Source organism: Pirellulales bacterium, from assembly GCA_033762255.1.
Lineage (GTDB): Bacteria > Planctomycetota > Planctomycetia > Pirellulales > JALHPA01 > JANRLT01.
In genome coordinates, this window is sequence record JANRLT010000010.1 from 1 (window position 1) to 14,722 (window position 14,722).

General features: G+C 56.4%; 11 protein-coding genes. 8 read left to right on the forward strand and 3 right to left on the reverse strand.

The features are described 5' to 3' along the window. The first annotated feature begins 407 nt into the window (after nucleotides 1-407). The 7 genes from SFX18_03235 (at nucleotide 408) to SFX18_03265 (ending at nucleotide 9,800) form a co-directional block, all read left to right on the forward strand. Nucleotides 408-2,486: a prolyl oligopeptidase family serine peptidase gene (locus SFX18_03235; protein MDX1962139.1), complete on the forward strand. Its 2,079-nt coding sequence runs from the start codon at nucleotides 408-410 to the stop codon at nucleotides 2,484-2,486. Between the two features lie 552 nt (nucleotides 2,487-3,038). Continuing rightward, the gene (locus SFX18_03240; protein MDX1962140.1) at nucleotides 3,039-5,627 is read left to right on the forward strand and encodes a DUF1553 domain-containing protein; all 2,589 of its coding nucleotides are present in this window, start codon (nucleotides 3,039-3,041) and stop codon (nucleotides 5,625-5,627) included. Nucleotides 5,628-5,898: 271 nt separating this feature from the next. Beyond that, nucleotides 5,899-7,326, forward strand: a complete 1,428-nt coding sequence (locus SFX18_03245; protein MDX1962141.1) for a DUF1501 domain-containing protein — start codon at nucleotides 5,899-5,901, stop codon at nucleotides 7,324-7,326. 14 nt (nucleotides 7,327-7,340) lie between these two features. Further along, nucleotides 7,341-7,994, forward strand: coding sequence for a four helix bundle protein (locus tag SFX18_03250; protein MDX1962142.1), 654 nt, complete (start codon nucleotides 7,341-7,343; stop codon nucleotides 7,992-7,994). Nucleotides 7,995-8,105: 111 nt separating this feature from the next. Further along, entirely contained in the window at nucleotides 8,106-8,507 is a 402-nt protein-coding gene (gene hisI, locus SFX18_03255) for a phosphoribosyl-AMP cyclohydrolase (protein MDX1962143.1), read from the forward strand. A 70-nt stretch (nucleotides 8,508-8,577) separates the two neighbouring features. After that, nucleotides 8,578-8,991 carry a hypothetical protein gene (locus tag SFX18_03260; protein ID MDX1962144.1) on the forward strand — a complete coding sequence of 138 codons (414 nt, stop codon included), beginning with the start codon at nucleotides 8,578-8,580 and terminating at the stop codon, nucleotides 8,989-8,991. An 80-nt stretch (nucleotides 8,992-9,071) separates the two neighbouring features. Beyond that, a complete protein-coding gene (locus tag SFX18_03265; GenBank protein MDX1962145.1) occupies nucleotides 9,072-9,800 on the forward strand; it encodes a hypothetical protein in 729 nt (242 codons plus the stop codon). 301 nt (nucleotides 9,801-10,101) lie between these two features. On the opposite strand, the gene SFX18_03270 is transcribed toward SFX18_03265, so the two are convergent. Beyond that, entirely contained in the window at nucleotides 10,102-10,326 is a 225-nt protein-coding gene (locus SFX18_03270; protein MDX1962146.1) for a hypothetical protein, read from the reverse strand. 208 nt (nucleotides 10,327-10,534) lie between these two features. Between SFX18_03270 and SFX18_03275 the strand changes: the two genes are divergently transcribed. Beyond that, nucleotides 10,535-11,674 (forward strand): hypothetical protein, encoded by a 1,140-nt coding sequence (locus SFX18_03275; GenBank protein MDX1962147.1) that lies wholly within the window; start codon nucleotides 10,535-10,537, stop codon nucleotides 11,672-11,674. Between the two features lie 228 nt (nucleotides 11,675-11,902). Here the strand turns inward: SFX18_03275 and SFX18_03280 are convergent, their stop codons facing one another. Continuing rightward, nucleotides 11,903-12,574: a hypothetical protein gene (locus SFX18_03280; protein ID MDX1962148.1), complete on the reverse strand. Its 672-nt coding sequence runs from the start codon at nucleotides 12,572-12,574 to the stop codon at nucleotides 11,903-11,905. Nucleotides 12,575-13,033: 459 nt separating this feature from the next. After that, nucleotides 13,034-14,449 carry a dihydrolipoyl dehydrogenase gene (lpdA, locus tag SFX18_03285; protein MDX1962149.1) on the reverse strand — a complete coding sequence of 472 codons (1,416 nt, stop codon included), beginning with the start codon at nucleotides 14,447-14,449 and terminating at the stop codon, nucleotides 13,034-13,036. Nucleotides 14,450-14,722: the final 273 nt, after the last annotated feature.

Sequence of the window (14,722 nt, forward strand, 5' to 3'; positions counted from 1 at the left end):
GGGACACGGGAGACGGGAGACGGGAGACGGGACACGGGAGACGGTAGACGGGAGATGGGAGACGGGAGACGGGAGACGGGAGTTGGGAGTTGGGAGACGGGAGATGGGAGGTGGGAGACGGGAGATGGGAGGTGGGAGACGGGAGGTGGGAGACGGGAGATGGGAGACGGGAGATGGGAGACGGGAGATTGGGTGACGGGTCTAAGAATCAATCGCGAAGTGATAAAATCAGACGCCTGCCAACCGTTGGCACACGGTGCCGCATCCGTTATGTTAATTTCATTCTCTCCCTTGGGTACCCGCCTTATTTTTCCGCCATGCCAACGCCGATCCCAATGTCTCCCCTGGTTCCACCCCCACGCAGCCCCTGGTGTCCTGGGTGGTTACTTTTTCTTGTCTTTTGTGCCATGCCCACGACTGCCGCCGAACGGCCCCGGTTTGACTATCCCGCCACCAAGACCGTTGATCAGGCGGACGAATATCATGGCACGCGGGTTGCCGATCCGTATCGCTGGTTGGAAGAGGATGTGCGTGAATCCCCAGCTGTCGCCGAGTGGGTCGAGGCGCAAAACCGTGTTACGTTTGGTTACCTGGAAAAGCTGCCCCAGCGGCAAAAGCTGCGCGACCGCCTGACCGAAATCTGGAATTATGAACGATTTAGCGCGCCGATGTTGCACGGGGGAAAGTATTACTTCTATAAAAATGACGGACTGCAGAATCAAGCGGTACTGTATGTGCAAGACACGTTGACCGCGGAGCCGCGCGTGGTGCTGGACCCCAATACTTGGTCAAAGGATGGCACGATCGCGCTGGCGGGGATGTCCTTTAGCGATGATGGCCGCTACCTGGCGTATGGCCGGGCCAAAAGTGGCTCTGACTGGAACACCTGGCATGTGCTAGATTTGACCACGGGAAAGCTGCTGCCGGATGAACTGGATTGGATCAAATTTAGCGGCGCGTCCTGGACGCCGGATAATCGGGGATTTTATTACAGCCGCTACCCGCAGCCCGCCAGTGGCGAATCGTTCAAGCAACTCAACCTTGATCAAAAAGTGTACTACCACGCGCTGGGAACCGCGCAAGACACTGATCGCCTCGTTTATGAACGGCCCGACGAACCGACGTGGACATTCAGCGCGGATGTGACCGAGGATGGAAATTATTTGATCATTACTGTCTCCAAGGGGACTGATGACAAGTACCGAATCTTTTACCAGGATTTACAAAAACCCGACGGCAAGATTGTGCCGCTCATTGACAATTTTGACCAAGAGTACAGCTTTATCGGCAACGATGGGCGTGTTATGTATTTTCGCACGGACCGGGACGCCCCCCGTCGCCGGGTGATCTCGATTGACCTGGACCAGCCAGAGCAAGAACATTGGCGCGAATTGATTCCGCAGTCGGCAGACACGCTGGAATCAATCAGTTTGGTGGGGGATCAATTTTTTGCCGAGTATTTGCATGACGCGCAAAGCCAAATCAAGGTATTTGACTTGGCGGGTAAATTCATCCACGAAGTGCCGTTGCCGGGGATCGGCAGCGCGTCGGGCTTTGGTGGCAAGCGCAAGGACACCGAAACGTTCTATACGTTTTCTAGCTTTACCACCCCCGCGAATATCTTTCGATATGATCTCGCGAGCGGAAAAAGCGAATTGTTGCGGCAGGCTAAAGTCAAATTCGATCCCGATAAATATGTGGTCAAGCAGGAATTTGCCACCAGCCGCGACGGGACCCGCGTGCCGCTATTCATCATTCATCGTCGGGACATCAAATTGGACGGATCAAACCCGACGCTGTTATACGGCTATGGCGGGTTTAGCATTTCGCTGACGCCCGGCTTTTCGGTCAGCCGGATTGTCTGGCTGGAACAAGGGGGCGTGCTGGCCGTGGCAAACCTGCGCGGTGGGGGGGAATATGGCGAGGAATGGCACAAAGCGGGGACCAAGCTAAATAAACAAAACGTGTTTGATGATTTTATCGCCGCGGCGGAATGGCTCATCGAGCACAAGTACACCCGCCCCGACAAGCTGGCTATCCAAGGGGGGAGTAACGGGGGCTTGCTGGTCGGGGCGGCCATGACCCAGCGGCCCGAACTATTTGGCGCGGCAATCCCCGCCGTCGGCGTCATGGATATGTTGCGCTTTCACAAGTTCACCGCCGGGCGCTTTTGGGTGGATGATTATGGCTCGGCCGATGATCCTACCGAATTCGCCGCGCTCTACAAGTACTCTCCCTACCACAACTTAAAGCCCGGGACCAAGTATCCCGCGACATTAATCATCACCGCCGACACCGACGACCGCGTGGTGCCGGGGCATAGCTTTAAATATGCCGCCGCGCTGCAGGCCGCGCATACCGGCGACGCCCCGGTCCTCATCCGCATCGAAACCAAGGCCGGTCATGGCGCGGGCAAACCTACCAGCAAACTGATCGAGGAAGCGGCCGATCAATGGGCGTTTCTGCTGGATGTGCTGGGGAATTAGCCCGCAGCGTGAGCAAGGGACCTCAGCCCGCGGCGTGAGCCAGGGAACAGAGGCCAGGGAACAGGGCATTCAGCCCGCCGCGTGAGCCAGGGAAGTTACATACCTGTAATTTTATCACGGAGTCACTGACGAAACACTGAGGCACACGGAGCGGTCAGGAACACAAGCTATCGAACACAGCTGATGCGGATGGGACAGATTGCCACGGATTAGCATATAGATTTAAAATATAATTTCCCATCCGTGAAAATCAGCGATTATCCGTGGCTAATGATTTCTTTTTGTAGCCACGGATATTCACAGATGAAACACGGATGATGCGGCCGTTTACCTACTCCGTTCCACTCGGTGCGATCTACGTAAACGCTGGGGGGAGTCACCACTCAGTATTGCCCCCCACCAGGTCCAATTAATCCAGCAAATTTCCGGGAATTTAGCTTGTCGCACTCGCCCCTAGCTTGAATCCCCGTTTATAATCGATTTTTCCGTGGCATGACGAAAAATTTATGAGGAGTGCTTACGCCAAACCCTCCAGCTTACGGGAGAACCGGGATGTCGCAGCAGCCAGTTAATATCGACAAGACAGCCTCAGCATGCTGGATATTTCCGTTAGGCAGTTCCCCTGTGGTGTGCATTTCACGAATCCCTGGCTGTCGCTGGCTCTTCTGTCTGGCCACGGTTCTTTTTTTAGGCAAACTTGACGCCGCGGAAACGCCTCCCCAGGCACCCGCCGCTCCCACGGAAGCGGCTAAAGTGGAGCCAACTGCGGATCAGACTGAACCAACTACCACACCGGCGGAGTCTACAGCCGCTCAGCTTGATTTTTTTGAGCAGCATATTCGGCCCCTGCTGGTGGCCAAGTGTTATTCGTGCCACAGCGCGACGGCGGAGGAACTGGGAGGGGAGCTATTATTAGATTCGCGCGGGGGGAGTCGCCGCGGGGGAGGGACCGGCCCGGCGGTTGTTCCTGGAGATTTGGAAAAGAGTCTGCTCATCACGGCGGTGCGGTACAAAGATAGCGATTTGCAAATGCCCCCCGACGGCAAATTGTCCGACCCAGAAATCGCTCTATTAGAAAAATGGATCTCCACCGGCGCGGCCGATCCCCGCGACGCCGACACCAAGCATGCGGGAAAAACGCTGGACCTAGCCGCCGCGCGGCAATTCTGGTCGCTGCGGCCGATTACCCCGCCGCCAGTCCCCGCGGTTCGGCAAACGGACTGGCCCCTGACCGATATCGACCGGTTTGTCCTGGCTCGGCAAGAAGCACAAAATCTAGCCCCGGCCGCCGATGCCGACAAGCGCGCCTGGCTGCGCCGCGTGACGTATGACGTGACGGGACTTCCCCCCACCCTGGAAGAAGTGGCCGCGTTTATCGCGGATGATTCGCCCAGCGCGTTTGCCACCGTGGTGGATCGGTTGTTGGCCTCCCCCCGGTATGGCGAACGTTGGGGGCGGCACTGGCTAGACGTCGTCCGTTATGCCGACACCGCCGGCGATAACTCGGACTATCCCATTCCGCAAATGCACCGCTACCGCGATTGGGTGATCTCCGCCCTCAACCGGGATCTCCCCTACAACGAATTTGTGCGCGATCAACTGGCCGGGGACCTGCGCGGCGGTTCGACCGAGGCAGAACGTCAGGCGCGGATTATCGCCACCGGCTACTTGGCGAATGCCCGCCGGTTTGGCTCCACGGTCCCTGATTATCCCTGGCATCTGACGATCGAGGACACCATCGATAACGTCAGCCGGGCGTTCCTAGGCACATCACTGGGCTGTGCCCGCTGTCATGATCACAAGTTCGATCCCTTGACCACCCGCGACTATTACGGGATTTATGGCATCTTTCAAAGCACGCGTTATCCTTGGCCGGGGATCGAGTTAGAGAAGCAGCAGCGGGATTTCATTCCCCTAGTTTCCCCGGAAAAATTGCCCCAGGCCCTGGCCAACCAAGCCGCGCACGAACAACAGCTAAAAGACCTGGCGGATGAAATTGGGAAATTGGACGAGTCGATTAAGGGAGCGGAAGGGGAAGAAAAAAGCCGCCAGGAACAGGCCCGCAAGGTGGCCAAGGAACGCCTGCAACAACTGCGTGAGGCTCCCCCCGCGTTTGAAACCGCTTATGCCGTCACTGATGCCGAGAAGCGTGCCGACGCGGCGATTCAACTCAAAGGAAATCCGGCCCAAACGGGGGATGTGGTGCCGCGGCATTTTCCCGAAGTCCTGGGGGGGCAAAAGCTTCCGCCGGACCACCCCACTAGTGGCCGCGAGCTGTTGGCTGAATGGATTGTGGCCCCGGAAAATCCCCTGGCCGCGCGGGTCATTGTGAATCGGGTCTGGCAACACCACTTTGGACGGGGAATTGTTCCCACGCCCAATGATTTTGGCAAACAAGGTCAACCGCCGACGCATCCAGAGTTATTGGACCATTTGGCCAGTCAATTTGTGGCGGACGGCTGGTCGCTCAAGGCCCTGCACCGGCGGATACTACTGTCGCGCGTGTATCGGCTTTCCACGCAACGATCGGAGAGTTCAATGGCCGCCGATCCCGCGAATATTTGGCTAAGCGGTTATCCCCGCCGGCGGCTCGATGCCGAGGCGATCCGCGACACGCTGTTGGCGGTGGGGGGAAATTTGGATCTGAGTCCGGCGGGACCGCATCCGTTTCCGGCGATGGCGACCTGGGGATTCACGCAGCATCATCCGTTCAAGGCGGTCTATGACAGCCAGCGGCGCAGCGTCTATCTGATGACGCAGCGGATTCAGCGGCATCCGTTTTTGGCGATTTTTGACGGGGCGGACCCTTCCGCCAGCACGCCGCTGCGCCAGACCAGCACCACGCCGGTGCAGGCGTTGTTTTTGCTCAATGATCCGCTGGTGCATGGCCAGTCGCGGTTGACAGCGCAGCGCGTGCTAGCGCGGGCCAGCGATCCGGCCGCGCGGGTGGGTTATGCCTACGAATTGCTATATTGCCGAATTGCCACCGAGGAAGAGATTACCGCCGCGCTGCGATTTTTTGACCATGCGAAGGAGTTGCTGCGGCAGCGGGGCGTGGCGGCCGAGGAGTTGGAACTGGCCGTGTACAGCGCATACCTGCGGACGTTGCTGAGTACCAATGAATTTGTGTATTTGGATTAGGGAGGGTGGCAAAGCCAAGACACTTAGCTTGGAGTCACGGAGAAAAATACAGAGGGGCACAGAGAAGACAAATCCAATTGGAACGCTGATAACGCGGATTCAAGTAGACTTTAGCGGATCAGCAAGCGGGAGTTCTTATTCAATTTGAAATTTCAAATCTGAAATCCGAGATTTGCAATTTTGATGCGTGAACATCCGAGTCTGTCTGTGGCTAAAAGAACTTCGCCACGGATGAAACACGGGCTTTAATAAATACAACGGAGAACCCTACATGCGTCAAATTTCTTTACAATCTCCGCTTCCCCGCCGCGCGGTGTTGCAATCGCTGGTGGGGGGGTCCCTCCTGCTCCCCGGCATCTTAAGCGAACTGCTGGCGGCTGACTCCGCCCCGGGACAAGAAACGTCCCCGCCCCCTGGGTCCGCGCCCGATCCCCTCTTGCCGCGGGAGCCGCACTTTGCCGCGCGGGCCAAGCGGGTGATTTTTGTCTTTTCCAATGGGGGCGTATCGCACATGGACACGTTTGATTACAAGCCGGAACTGTTTAAGGCCGATGGCAAGCGGACCGGCGTGGGTGGCGGGTTATCCCGCGACCAGCGAAAATTACAAAAGCCCTTGTGGGAGTTTAAGCCCGGCGGCCAGTGCGGCACGCTAGTGAGCGATATCTTTCCGCACATACGCGATTGTATGGACGACATTTGTCTGTTTCGTTCTTTGCATGGCGAGGATAACGAACATTACAACGCCACGCTGGGGATGCATACCGGGTCGTTCTTTTTCTCCCGGCCCAGCATCGGCTCGTGGGTGAGTTACGGACTGGGGACGATGAACCAGAATTTACCGTCGTTTGTGGCGCTGGCGCCGCAGATGCCGTACGCCGGGACGCAGATTTTTAATAATGATTTTTTGCCCGCGTATCACCAGGGAGTGCGGGTGATCGGCGGAGCGGAGCCAATCGCCAATCTGGCCCGTCGCTCCCCCCAGGAGGGCCTGCAAGAACTGGAACTCAAGCTGGCGGACGCGCTCAACAACCGGCATCTGCGGGTGCGCGGCGCGGATAGCGAGCTTTCGGCCCGGATTCGCAGCTTTGAGACGGCGTTTCACATGCAGACCGAAGCGCCCGAGGTTTTTGATCTAGAGCAAGAGTCCGACGAAACGCTGGCCCTGTATGGGCTGGAGCGCGGTAAGCGCGAGGGTTTTGGCTGGCAATGCCTGGTTGCGCGGCGGTTGGCGGAGCGGGGGGTGCGGTTTATCGAGGTGGTCGATGGCAGCAGCAGCCACAATTGGGACCAGCATGACGACATGGCCAAACACGCCGACCATGCCAAAAATATCGATCAACCGCTGGCGGGTTTATTAAAGGACCTAAAGCAGCGGGGGATGCTGGCGGACACGCTGGTGGTTTGGACGACCGAATTTGGCCGGACGCCCGGCGCGGATGGAGAAAAAGGGCGCGGGCATCATAGCGCGTGCTTTTCGTCCTGGCTGGCGGGAGGCGGCGTCAAGGGAGGGATGACGTATGGCGCCACGGACGAGATTGGCGCCAAAGTGGCCGAAAACGGCGTCCATGTGCATGACTTTCACGCGACGATCTTGCATCTATTGGGGATTGACCATACGCGGCTGACGTACCGCCACGGCGGGCGCGACTATCGCCTGACCGACGTCGCGGGCAAAGTGGTGAAAGAGGCGCTGGGGTAACGGGGGGGGATATTATGACCTACGAGCGCTTTGAGGAAGTACCGGTTTGGCAAGTCGCGGCGGATCTGGCCGCCCGTTTGCTGCTTTGGACCCAGCAAGGGATTTTTCGCAACAAGGGCGATTTGGCCAAACAAATGCAGCGGGCGGTGTTGTCGATTTCCAACAATATCGCGGAAGGCTTTGAACGGGGCACCACCAAGGAGCTATTGCAGTATTTATACATCGCGCGGGGATCGGCGGGCGAGGTTCGCAGTATGCTGTGTGTGTTGGAAAGAATGCTGCGGCTGCAATCGGCAAACCCCACCGGGCAAAATCTCAAATCTAAAATTGCAAATTTGAGATCACAGATTTCAGATTTTCAATCCGAGGTTGCGGAATATAAAGCGATTTGCGAATCGATCTCGCGTCAAATACGCGGGTGGGCGAATAGCCTGCAAAATTCCGACATTACCGGTCAGCGGCATTTGAATGACGCGACACGGAATAAATATCAAGAGCAACGTCGACAAACAGAGTTGGACGAAAAACGGCGTGCCTGGAGAACAGAATTTGAACAACGGCTAAAATGTGAAGCGGCCAATCGAGCAACCGCAAATGATGGGGTTGAGCAAGATATAACGCCAAAAGACTTAGCGCAAAAGGATTCAGCGACAGAATACCGTGATTGAATTAATTCCGATCACATTCAGTCCTTCCACCAACTAGAAGAGTTTGCTTCTACACACAATCCCAAATTTGAAATTTGAAATCTCAAATTTGAAATCTCAATCCTAACCCCCATGTCCCGCACCGAACACATTCACCTGCCGAACTTTGCCGCCGCGGCCGACGGCCTAGTCCCCGCCATCGCCCAGGATGCCGCCACCGGCCAGGTGCTCATGCTGGCCTGGATGAACGCCGAGAGCTTTGCCGAAACGCTCTCCACCGGTCGGGCGGTTTACTATAGCCGTTCCCGCGGCAAACTATGGCACAAAGGAGAGGAAAGCGGCAACGTGCAACTGGTCCGCGATGTTCGCATCGACTGCGACGGCGACACGATCCTGCTGCTGGTGGAGCAAGTCGGCGGCGCCGCCTGCCACGAGGGGTACGCCAGTTGCTTCTTTCGCAGCCGCGCGGGGGACGCTTGGCAGGTCAATGGCGAGCGAATATTTGACCCGGCGACCGTGTATGGGTTAAAGTAGAATAATTGTCATTTAGCAAACGCCTGACCCGTGTGTGGCTTAAGAAAAATTAACGTTTAGGGCCTTTGCCATGAATCCCTATGAACCGAGCCAGTTGCCGGCGAGCGCGTTCACGAATAACACCCTGGAGCAGCCACGGCTGGAAGGTTGGGCGATTTATCGGGAAATCTTTTTGCGCTGGGAGCGGCTGCGGCTGGTGTTTAACGCGGTCCTGGTGGCTTTAAGTCTGATCGTTGGTTCGGCATTTGGCCTCTTAAATACATTTCGCTTTTGGCTGTTATGTGTGGAAGGGGGGATTGTGCTCAACATTTGCTATTTTGCCGGTCCCGTGGTTGAATCGTACTTTACCTGGCTAACCGGGCGCGAGCTTAAAGATATGGGGTTTATTTTATTTATATTGGGGACGATCCTTTGTATGCTTGCAGCTGTTTTTTCGATCGCAATGCAGAGCATAAATTTCACGTTTCCCGCACCTACGTTTTAAAATCCCTGATTGCACGGCAGTCGCTGCACAGTCCCTTTGTCTTGCAGTGTGGCAAACCATCATGCGTATACGAGGCAAACATGCTTAAGAAGCAACCTGTTCTATCATTCACCCTGTGCTGCTGGCTCTGCGCGCTGCTTTCGCTGGCTTTGTCGCTTTTTCTGATACCGCAGCATTCCCGCGCGGACGAACCTTCCCCGGATCAACCGCGGCTTCCCCTCCTCCTGCACGAAACGTTCGACAAGGACGCCGACCGCTGGGAACCAACCGACGCCAAAGCCTGGAAGTTAGTCCAGCCCACCAACCGTGATTCGCGGGCCTATTCCCTGTTTCAAGCCAGTAAATACAGCCCCCCCGTCCGCAGCCCGGTGAATTACAGCCTGCTAAAAGACCTTAACCTGGGCGAGTTCACGCTGGATGTACAGGCCCAAAGCACCGGTCGCGATTATGGCCACCGCGATCTTTGCCTGATCTTTGGCTATCAAGGGCCGCAGGAATTTTACTATGTCCACTTGGCCCGCAACGCCGACGATCACGCCAATCAGATTTTCATTGTCAATAAGGCCCCGCGCGTCAAAATCAGCCAGACCACCACGGAAGGGACCAAATGGGACGACAACTGGCACAAACTCCGCCTGACTCGCAATCCCGCCGATGGTGCGATCGCCGTTTACTTTGACGACCTGGAAAAACCCGTCATGACCGCCAGTGATAAAACGTTTGCCTGGGGGCGCGTGGGCGTGGGTTCATTCGACGATACCGGCAACTTTGACGAGCTATTTTTGTATGGCGAGGAAGCCGCAAAGTAGCAGGCACGGTCCCCGTGCCGTTGAAGCGTTAATCAGCATTAGATACTGCTGGACGCTCGCGGAACGGTGACGGCTGCGGGACGCAGCCTACTACTTTTACGTAGCAGGCACGGTCCCCGTGCCGTTGAAGCGCTAATCAGCATAGTATATTGCTGGGCACCCGTGGTACGGTGACGGCTGCGGGACGCAGCCTACTACATTTACGTAGCAGGCACGGTCCCCGTGCCGTTGAAGCGCTAATCAGCAAAATATATTGCTGGACGCTCGCGGTACGGTGACGGCTGCGGGACGCAGCCTACTACTATTTACCCCCCTGCAAACGTTTAGGCAGTGTAAAGGAATACAATATCACTACCACCCCCGCCGACATGAGGCTCCAAGGAGCCCAGTCCGGCGGGGAAATTTGCGTGGTTTGGGCGTTGGGGATATCCCGGCTGCTGATAAGCGTGGCTTGTTCAATAATCAAAAACTCCACGCCCAGGATCACCGCAAAGATGCCCACAGCCAAAAAAAACGCCCGCCACATGTTTATGCTCCTTAACCATGCTCCAGGAGATAGGATATCCTGCCGTGGATCGCATCCCGGGGTTGATACGTGAAGGGTTGGTTATACATTGACGGGGATAATCCTTTGGCATCGGCTATCATCGGCATTTTTGCGGCTAGCCGTTTGTTTCCCTTGACCCGGCCCAGTTATGCCGACTAAAAAAACCTTGCCGCCAGGAATTTGCAACATGGCCCCGCCCCGGACCTGGCCAACCGCTATCAAGCACAATGGATGGTCCGTCCTCCCCTGTATGATGATTACCCTATCCTGGTGGGTGGTCATGCCGATTGCGGCGATCGGGCAAATTGAATCGGATAAAACCGCGATTCCCAGGAACAGTACCATCACTGCCGCCGAGCAGACCTTGCGCGGCGCGGGTTTGACGCCTGTGGAACGGGTATGGTATCTGCCAGAGGAACTGCACCAGCGCCAGCGTTTGCCGGAATTGGAAAAGCTGGATCAGCACGCCGCCGAACTAAACCAATTGATCGCGCGGCATGTTCAAGCCCGTGAGGTTTTGCGGCAGCAAATTGTCCAATTGCAAGAAACGACTCGGACGAACCGGACCGCCGCGGCAAAATTGCCGCCAGGCGCACCTGCTAAGTTATTATTGGATAAGGAGTTCCAGCTACAATCCGCTCAATTAACCGCGGCCGAAAAGTCATTCCTCTCCGTGGAAAAATGGGCGATGGCCGCGCCGTTGGGCAATTTAACAATGGATTTATTGGCGACTCGCTCGGAATTGCTGGACGGAATATTGCAACTTTCGGCCGCCGCCCCCGTGACCGCCGCCACTTATGAGCGCTTGCGATCCGACTCGCAAATTACCGCCGCGTTGGCGGGTTTTGCGGCTCCCCAGCGATTAGGGCCGGCAAAAGCCATCGCGGCCGAGGCCAAAATTCTATCGCGTCTCGCCCAACAACAGTTGCGACAGGCTTTTTTACCCCTGGCCCGCAGCGGCAATGACTGGCTGGTGACGGGGATCTTCAATGAGCGGCACGTGCTGACCGTGGTTTGGGACGCCGAGCGTTCAGAGACGCTGTTGCCCCATAGTTTGTTCCAAAAATGGGAACTAGAGATTGATCGTGGACAAGAACCTCGACGGATTACGCTGGAGGATCAAGAAATTCAAATTCGCCCGTCAATCATAAAAACCGTGCGATTGGGAACGGCCGCGGCCAACGACGTCACCGTGTGGGTGATGCCGGCGGAAGCGGAGCATTTTGGTCCGCGCTTGGGTTATGAGTTGCAGCAAACGCTTCGCGCGACACTGCGGCCGGAACGATTGGCGGTGGAAATCGCGGTGCCAGAACAAAAATTGCCGTAACCGATTTGAGTTACGTCGGCCCGCTAAAGAATAATCATGGGTACGCGATTTTTATTTAATTAGAATGCCCATAATATTGATTCGCGGCCGGTGGTTGTCTGATTATGCCCATCCGCTCAGTTGTGGCAAGGCGGTCCCCAACCAACAGCGGCGATTGTGATCCGGTGCCAAGGGCCGCCGTCCCACAATCGCCGCAGGCTTCACAATGACATTCCGTGCGCGATTAACCTAGAGGCGGTTGGGTTGCGTGCCCGCGGGGACCGAATTTGCACCACCGGAAGTGTTGGTGTCGTCTACCGAATTGGTATTGGACGGGGAATTCCCCACATCACCCGTGTTATTGCTAGGTGAGTTGCCAAACTGGGCGCGATTGGGCGATTGGTTATTTGCGCCCTGGCCGGCACCACCGCCATTATTAATATTCGCTCCCGAGTTTACGCCACCTTGGACATTTGCGCCCAAGCCGCGCCCGCTGGGATTGTTTCCTTCATAATTTTGTCCAAAAGTGGGACCGGAGCCATATTGACCGCCCCCCGCTCCAGGACCATAAAAACCAGCTCCAGCCTGACCACCATATTGACCCTGGTAGCCGCCCTGGCTGTGAAATGCCTGGCCCTGCATCCCTTGGCCGCCATAACAGCCTTGGCCGCCAAATCCTTGGCCGCCATAGCCCTGACTTGCATAACCGCCCGATCCGCAGCAATCGGACATGGGAGGGCCGGCGTCAAAATATTGTCCACCATGACAGGTATTGACCGGAGGACAATAGGAAACCTGCTCTCCACAGCATCCACCCCCGCGATGCCGACCGCGACGATGCCGATGACCGGCTTCCGCGGTATCCCATACACAGACCATCACTCCTAAAAATAAGAGTCCTCCCAAAAAATACTTGTTCATCGTCCCAACTCCTCATAACAAAAGTTCAACCGGGTAATAACACGAGACTTGCCCTGGTTTTCCAGGATTAGCAAAATCCATTCCCCCCGTTTCTTCCCGGGGGGATGTAACAAATTTACCCAGCTTTTGCCAGGGAACTGTCGCTCTGGAAACCAATATGTCCCTTTGGCGTCCGCGCCTCACTCTTGTGCGTCGAACGGACTCGCTTATGAAAGCCCCCAGTAAAAAATTCGACCCGCATGGCAAATTTTTGTTGCCTTGGTAAAGAATAGTGCTCTGGCAACGATTAATTTTCGGAGGAGCCGTAGGGCGCTAGCCCACGATTAGAGCGGCAAAAACCATGGGCTAGCGCTCAGCGGCTGATCTGCCAAACTCAAATCTTTAGCTGTAACACAGCAATAGTAACCCAGAACTTTATCATGAATATATAATTCATGCATATAAAGATGCCGCCGCGGCCTACATATGTATCGCCTTGGCAAAGGTCGCCCAGGCCGCTTCCTTGAGGGTTTCTGGCAGCGTCGGATGCGCGTGGCAGGTGCGGGCGATGTCCTCGCTGCTGGCCCCAAAGCTCATCGCCGCCCCCGCCTCCGCAATGAGGTCCCCCGCCCGCGGGCCGATGATATGCACGCCCAGCACGCGGTCGGTGGCCTGGTGGGCGAGGACCTTGACCCAGCCCGTGGTCAGGCCCAGGGAGATCGCCCGGCCATTGGCGCGGAAGGGGAATTTTCCCTTTTTGTAGGGGATATTGGCGGCTTGCAGTTGTTCCTCGGTCTGGCCGACGCTGGCGATTTCGGGATCGGTAAAAATCACCGCCGGAATGACGTCATAATTGACATGGCTGTGGCCAGTGACCAAATATTCGGCCACGGCCACTCCTTCCTCCTCGGCTTTGTGGGCCAACATGGGACCGTCGATGACATCGCCGATGGCATAGACGCCGGGCACGCTGGTGGCATAGTGCCGATCGACGGGAATTTTGCCTTTTTTGTCCACGGTCAGGCCGATGGTTTCTAGGCCCAGGTGTTCGGTATAGGGGACGCGTCCCACGGCGACCAGGACGCGGTCGGCCCGCAATGGTTCGGTTCCCTCGGCCTGGACGATCGCGCCGTCGCCATCCGCGCGGGCCGAAAGAACTTTGGTTTTGAGGCGAAAATCAAATCCTTGTTTGGCGAAAATGCCGTAGGCCTCGCTGGCAATTTCGGCATCGCTGCCGGGCAGGATGCGGTCTAAATATTCCAGTACGGTCACTTTGCTGCCCAGGCGCAGCCAGACAGAGCCTAGTTCCATGCCGATGTACCCGCCGCCAATGACGATAAGGCGACCGGGGACGCGGTCATACGAGAGCGCTTCGCTGCTGGTGCCGACGTAGTTGCCGTCCAACTCGATACCGGGCAAGGTGGCGGACTTGCTACCGGTGGCGATGATGATTTTGGGGGCGGTGAGTTCGGTGGATTTTGCTTCGGTTGTGTCGGCTGACGAAATGGGCTGGGGGGAATCAACGAGGATTTTTCCCGGACCGGCAAAGCGTCCCGTGCCGGTGTAGCGGGTGATTTTGTTCTTTTTTAGCAGGCCCTCGATCCCCTTGGTCAGCGTGTCAACGACCTTGGTCTTGCGCGCTAACATCGCGGGCAGGTCCAGCTCGACCCCGCTGGTTTTGATGCCATGCGCGGCGTAGGAATGTTGGACCTCATAAAATTTTTCGCTGGATTCCAGCAGCGCCTTGGACGGGATGCAGCCGATCCGCAGGCAGGTGCCGCCAAGTTGCGGTTCTTTTTCGACGCAGGCGACATTCAGGCCTAGTTGGGCGGCGCGGATGGCGGCGACATAACCGCCGGGACCGCCGCCAATGACAATCAAATCGTGGTGTGGCATGGGAAAAGAAAAAATACCATATGTGAGAAGTCGCGAGCGTTAAAACTAAAATAATGACAAGGCCAGTTAAGGTTTAGAATGAAAAACCAAAGTGAGCTTGTTTACTATTTTAGTTAAGCTCAAGACCGTGATTCATGGGCCAATTGATAGAGTGAAATGATGGGGTTACTTAAATTTAGGGGCGGATTGGGGGATGAAACGCCAATTTGATCGGGGGTAATAATTACAATTTGGCCATTAATTAGCCCACAGACCGGTACGCCTAATTGTTGA

Bases quoted from the DNA above. Each gene is read 5' to 3' on its own strand.
- SFX18_03235 (MDX1962139.1), top strand. From the start codon at position 408: ATGCCCACGACTGCCGCCGAACGGCCCCGGTTTGACTATCCCGCCACC.
- SFX18_03240 (MDX1962140.1), top strand. From the start codon at position 3,039: ATGTCGCAGCAGCCAGTTAATATCGACAAGACAGCCTCAGCATGCTGG.
- SFX18_03245 (MDX1962141.1), top strand. From the start codon at position 5,899: ATGCGTCAAATTTCTTTACAATCTCCGCTTCCCCGCCGCGCGGTGTTG.
- SFX18_03250 (MDX1962142.1), top strand. From the start codon at position 7,341: ATGACCTACGAGCGCTTTGAGGAAGTACCGGTTTGGCAAGTCGCGGCG.
- hisI (MDX1962143.1), top strand. From the start codon at position 8,106: ATGTCCCGCACCGAACACATTCACCTGCCGAACTTTGCCGCCGCGGCC.
- SFX18_03260 (MDX1962144.1), top strand. From the start codon at position 8,578: ATGAATCCCTATGAACCGAGCCAGTTGCCGGCGAGCGCGTTCACGAAT.
- SFX18_03265 (MDX1962145.1), top strand. From the start codon at position 9,072: ATGCTTAAGAAGCAACCTGTTCTATCATTCACCCTGTGCTGCTGGCTC.
- SFX18_03270 (MDX1962146.1), bottom strand. From the start codon at position 10,326: ATGTGGCGGGCGTTTTTTTTGGCTGTGGGCATCTTTGCGGTGATCCTG.
- SFX18_03275 (MDX1962147.1), top strand. From the start codon at position 10,535: ATGGCCCCGCCCCGGACCTGGCCAACCGCTATCAAGCACAATGGATGG.
- SFX18_03280 (MDX1962148.1), bottom strand. From the start codon at position 12,574: ATGAACAAGTATTTTTTGGGAGGACTCTTATTTTTAGGAGTGATGGTC.
- lpdA (MDX1962149.1), bottom strand. From the start codon at position 14,449: ATGCCACACCACGATTTGATTGTCATTGGCGGCGGTCCCGGCGGTTAT.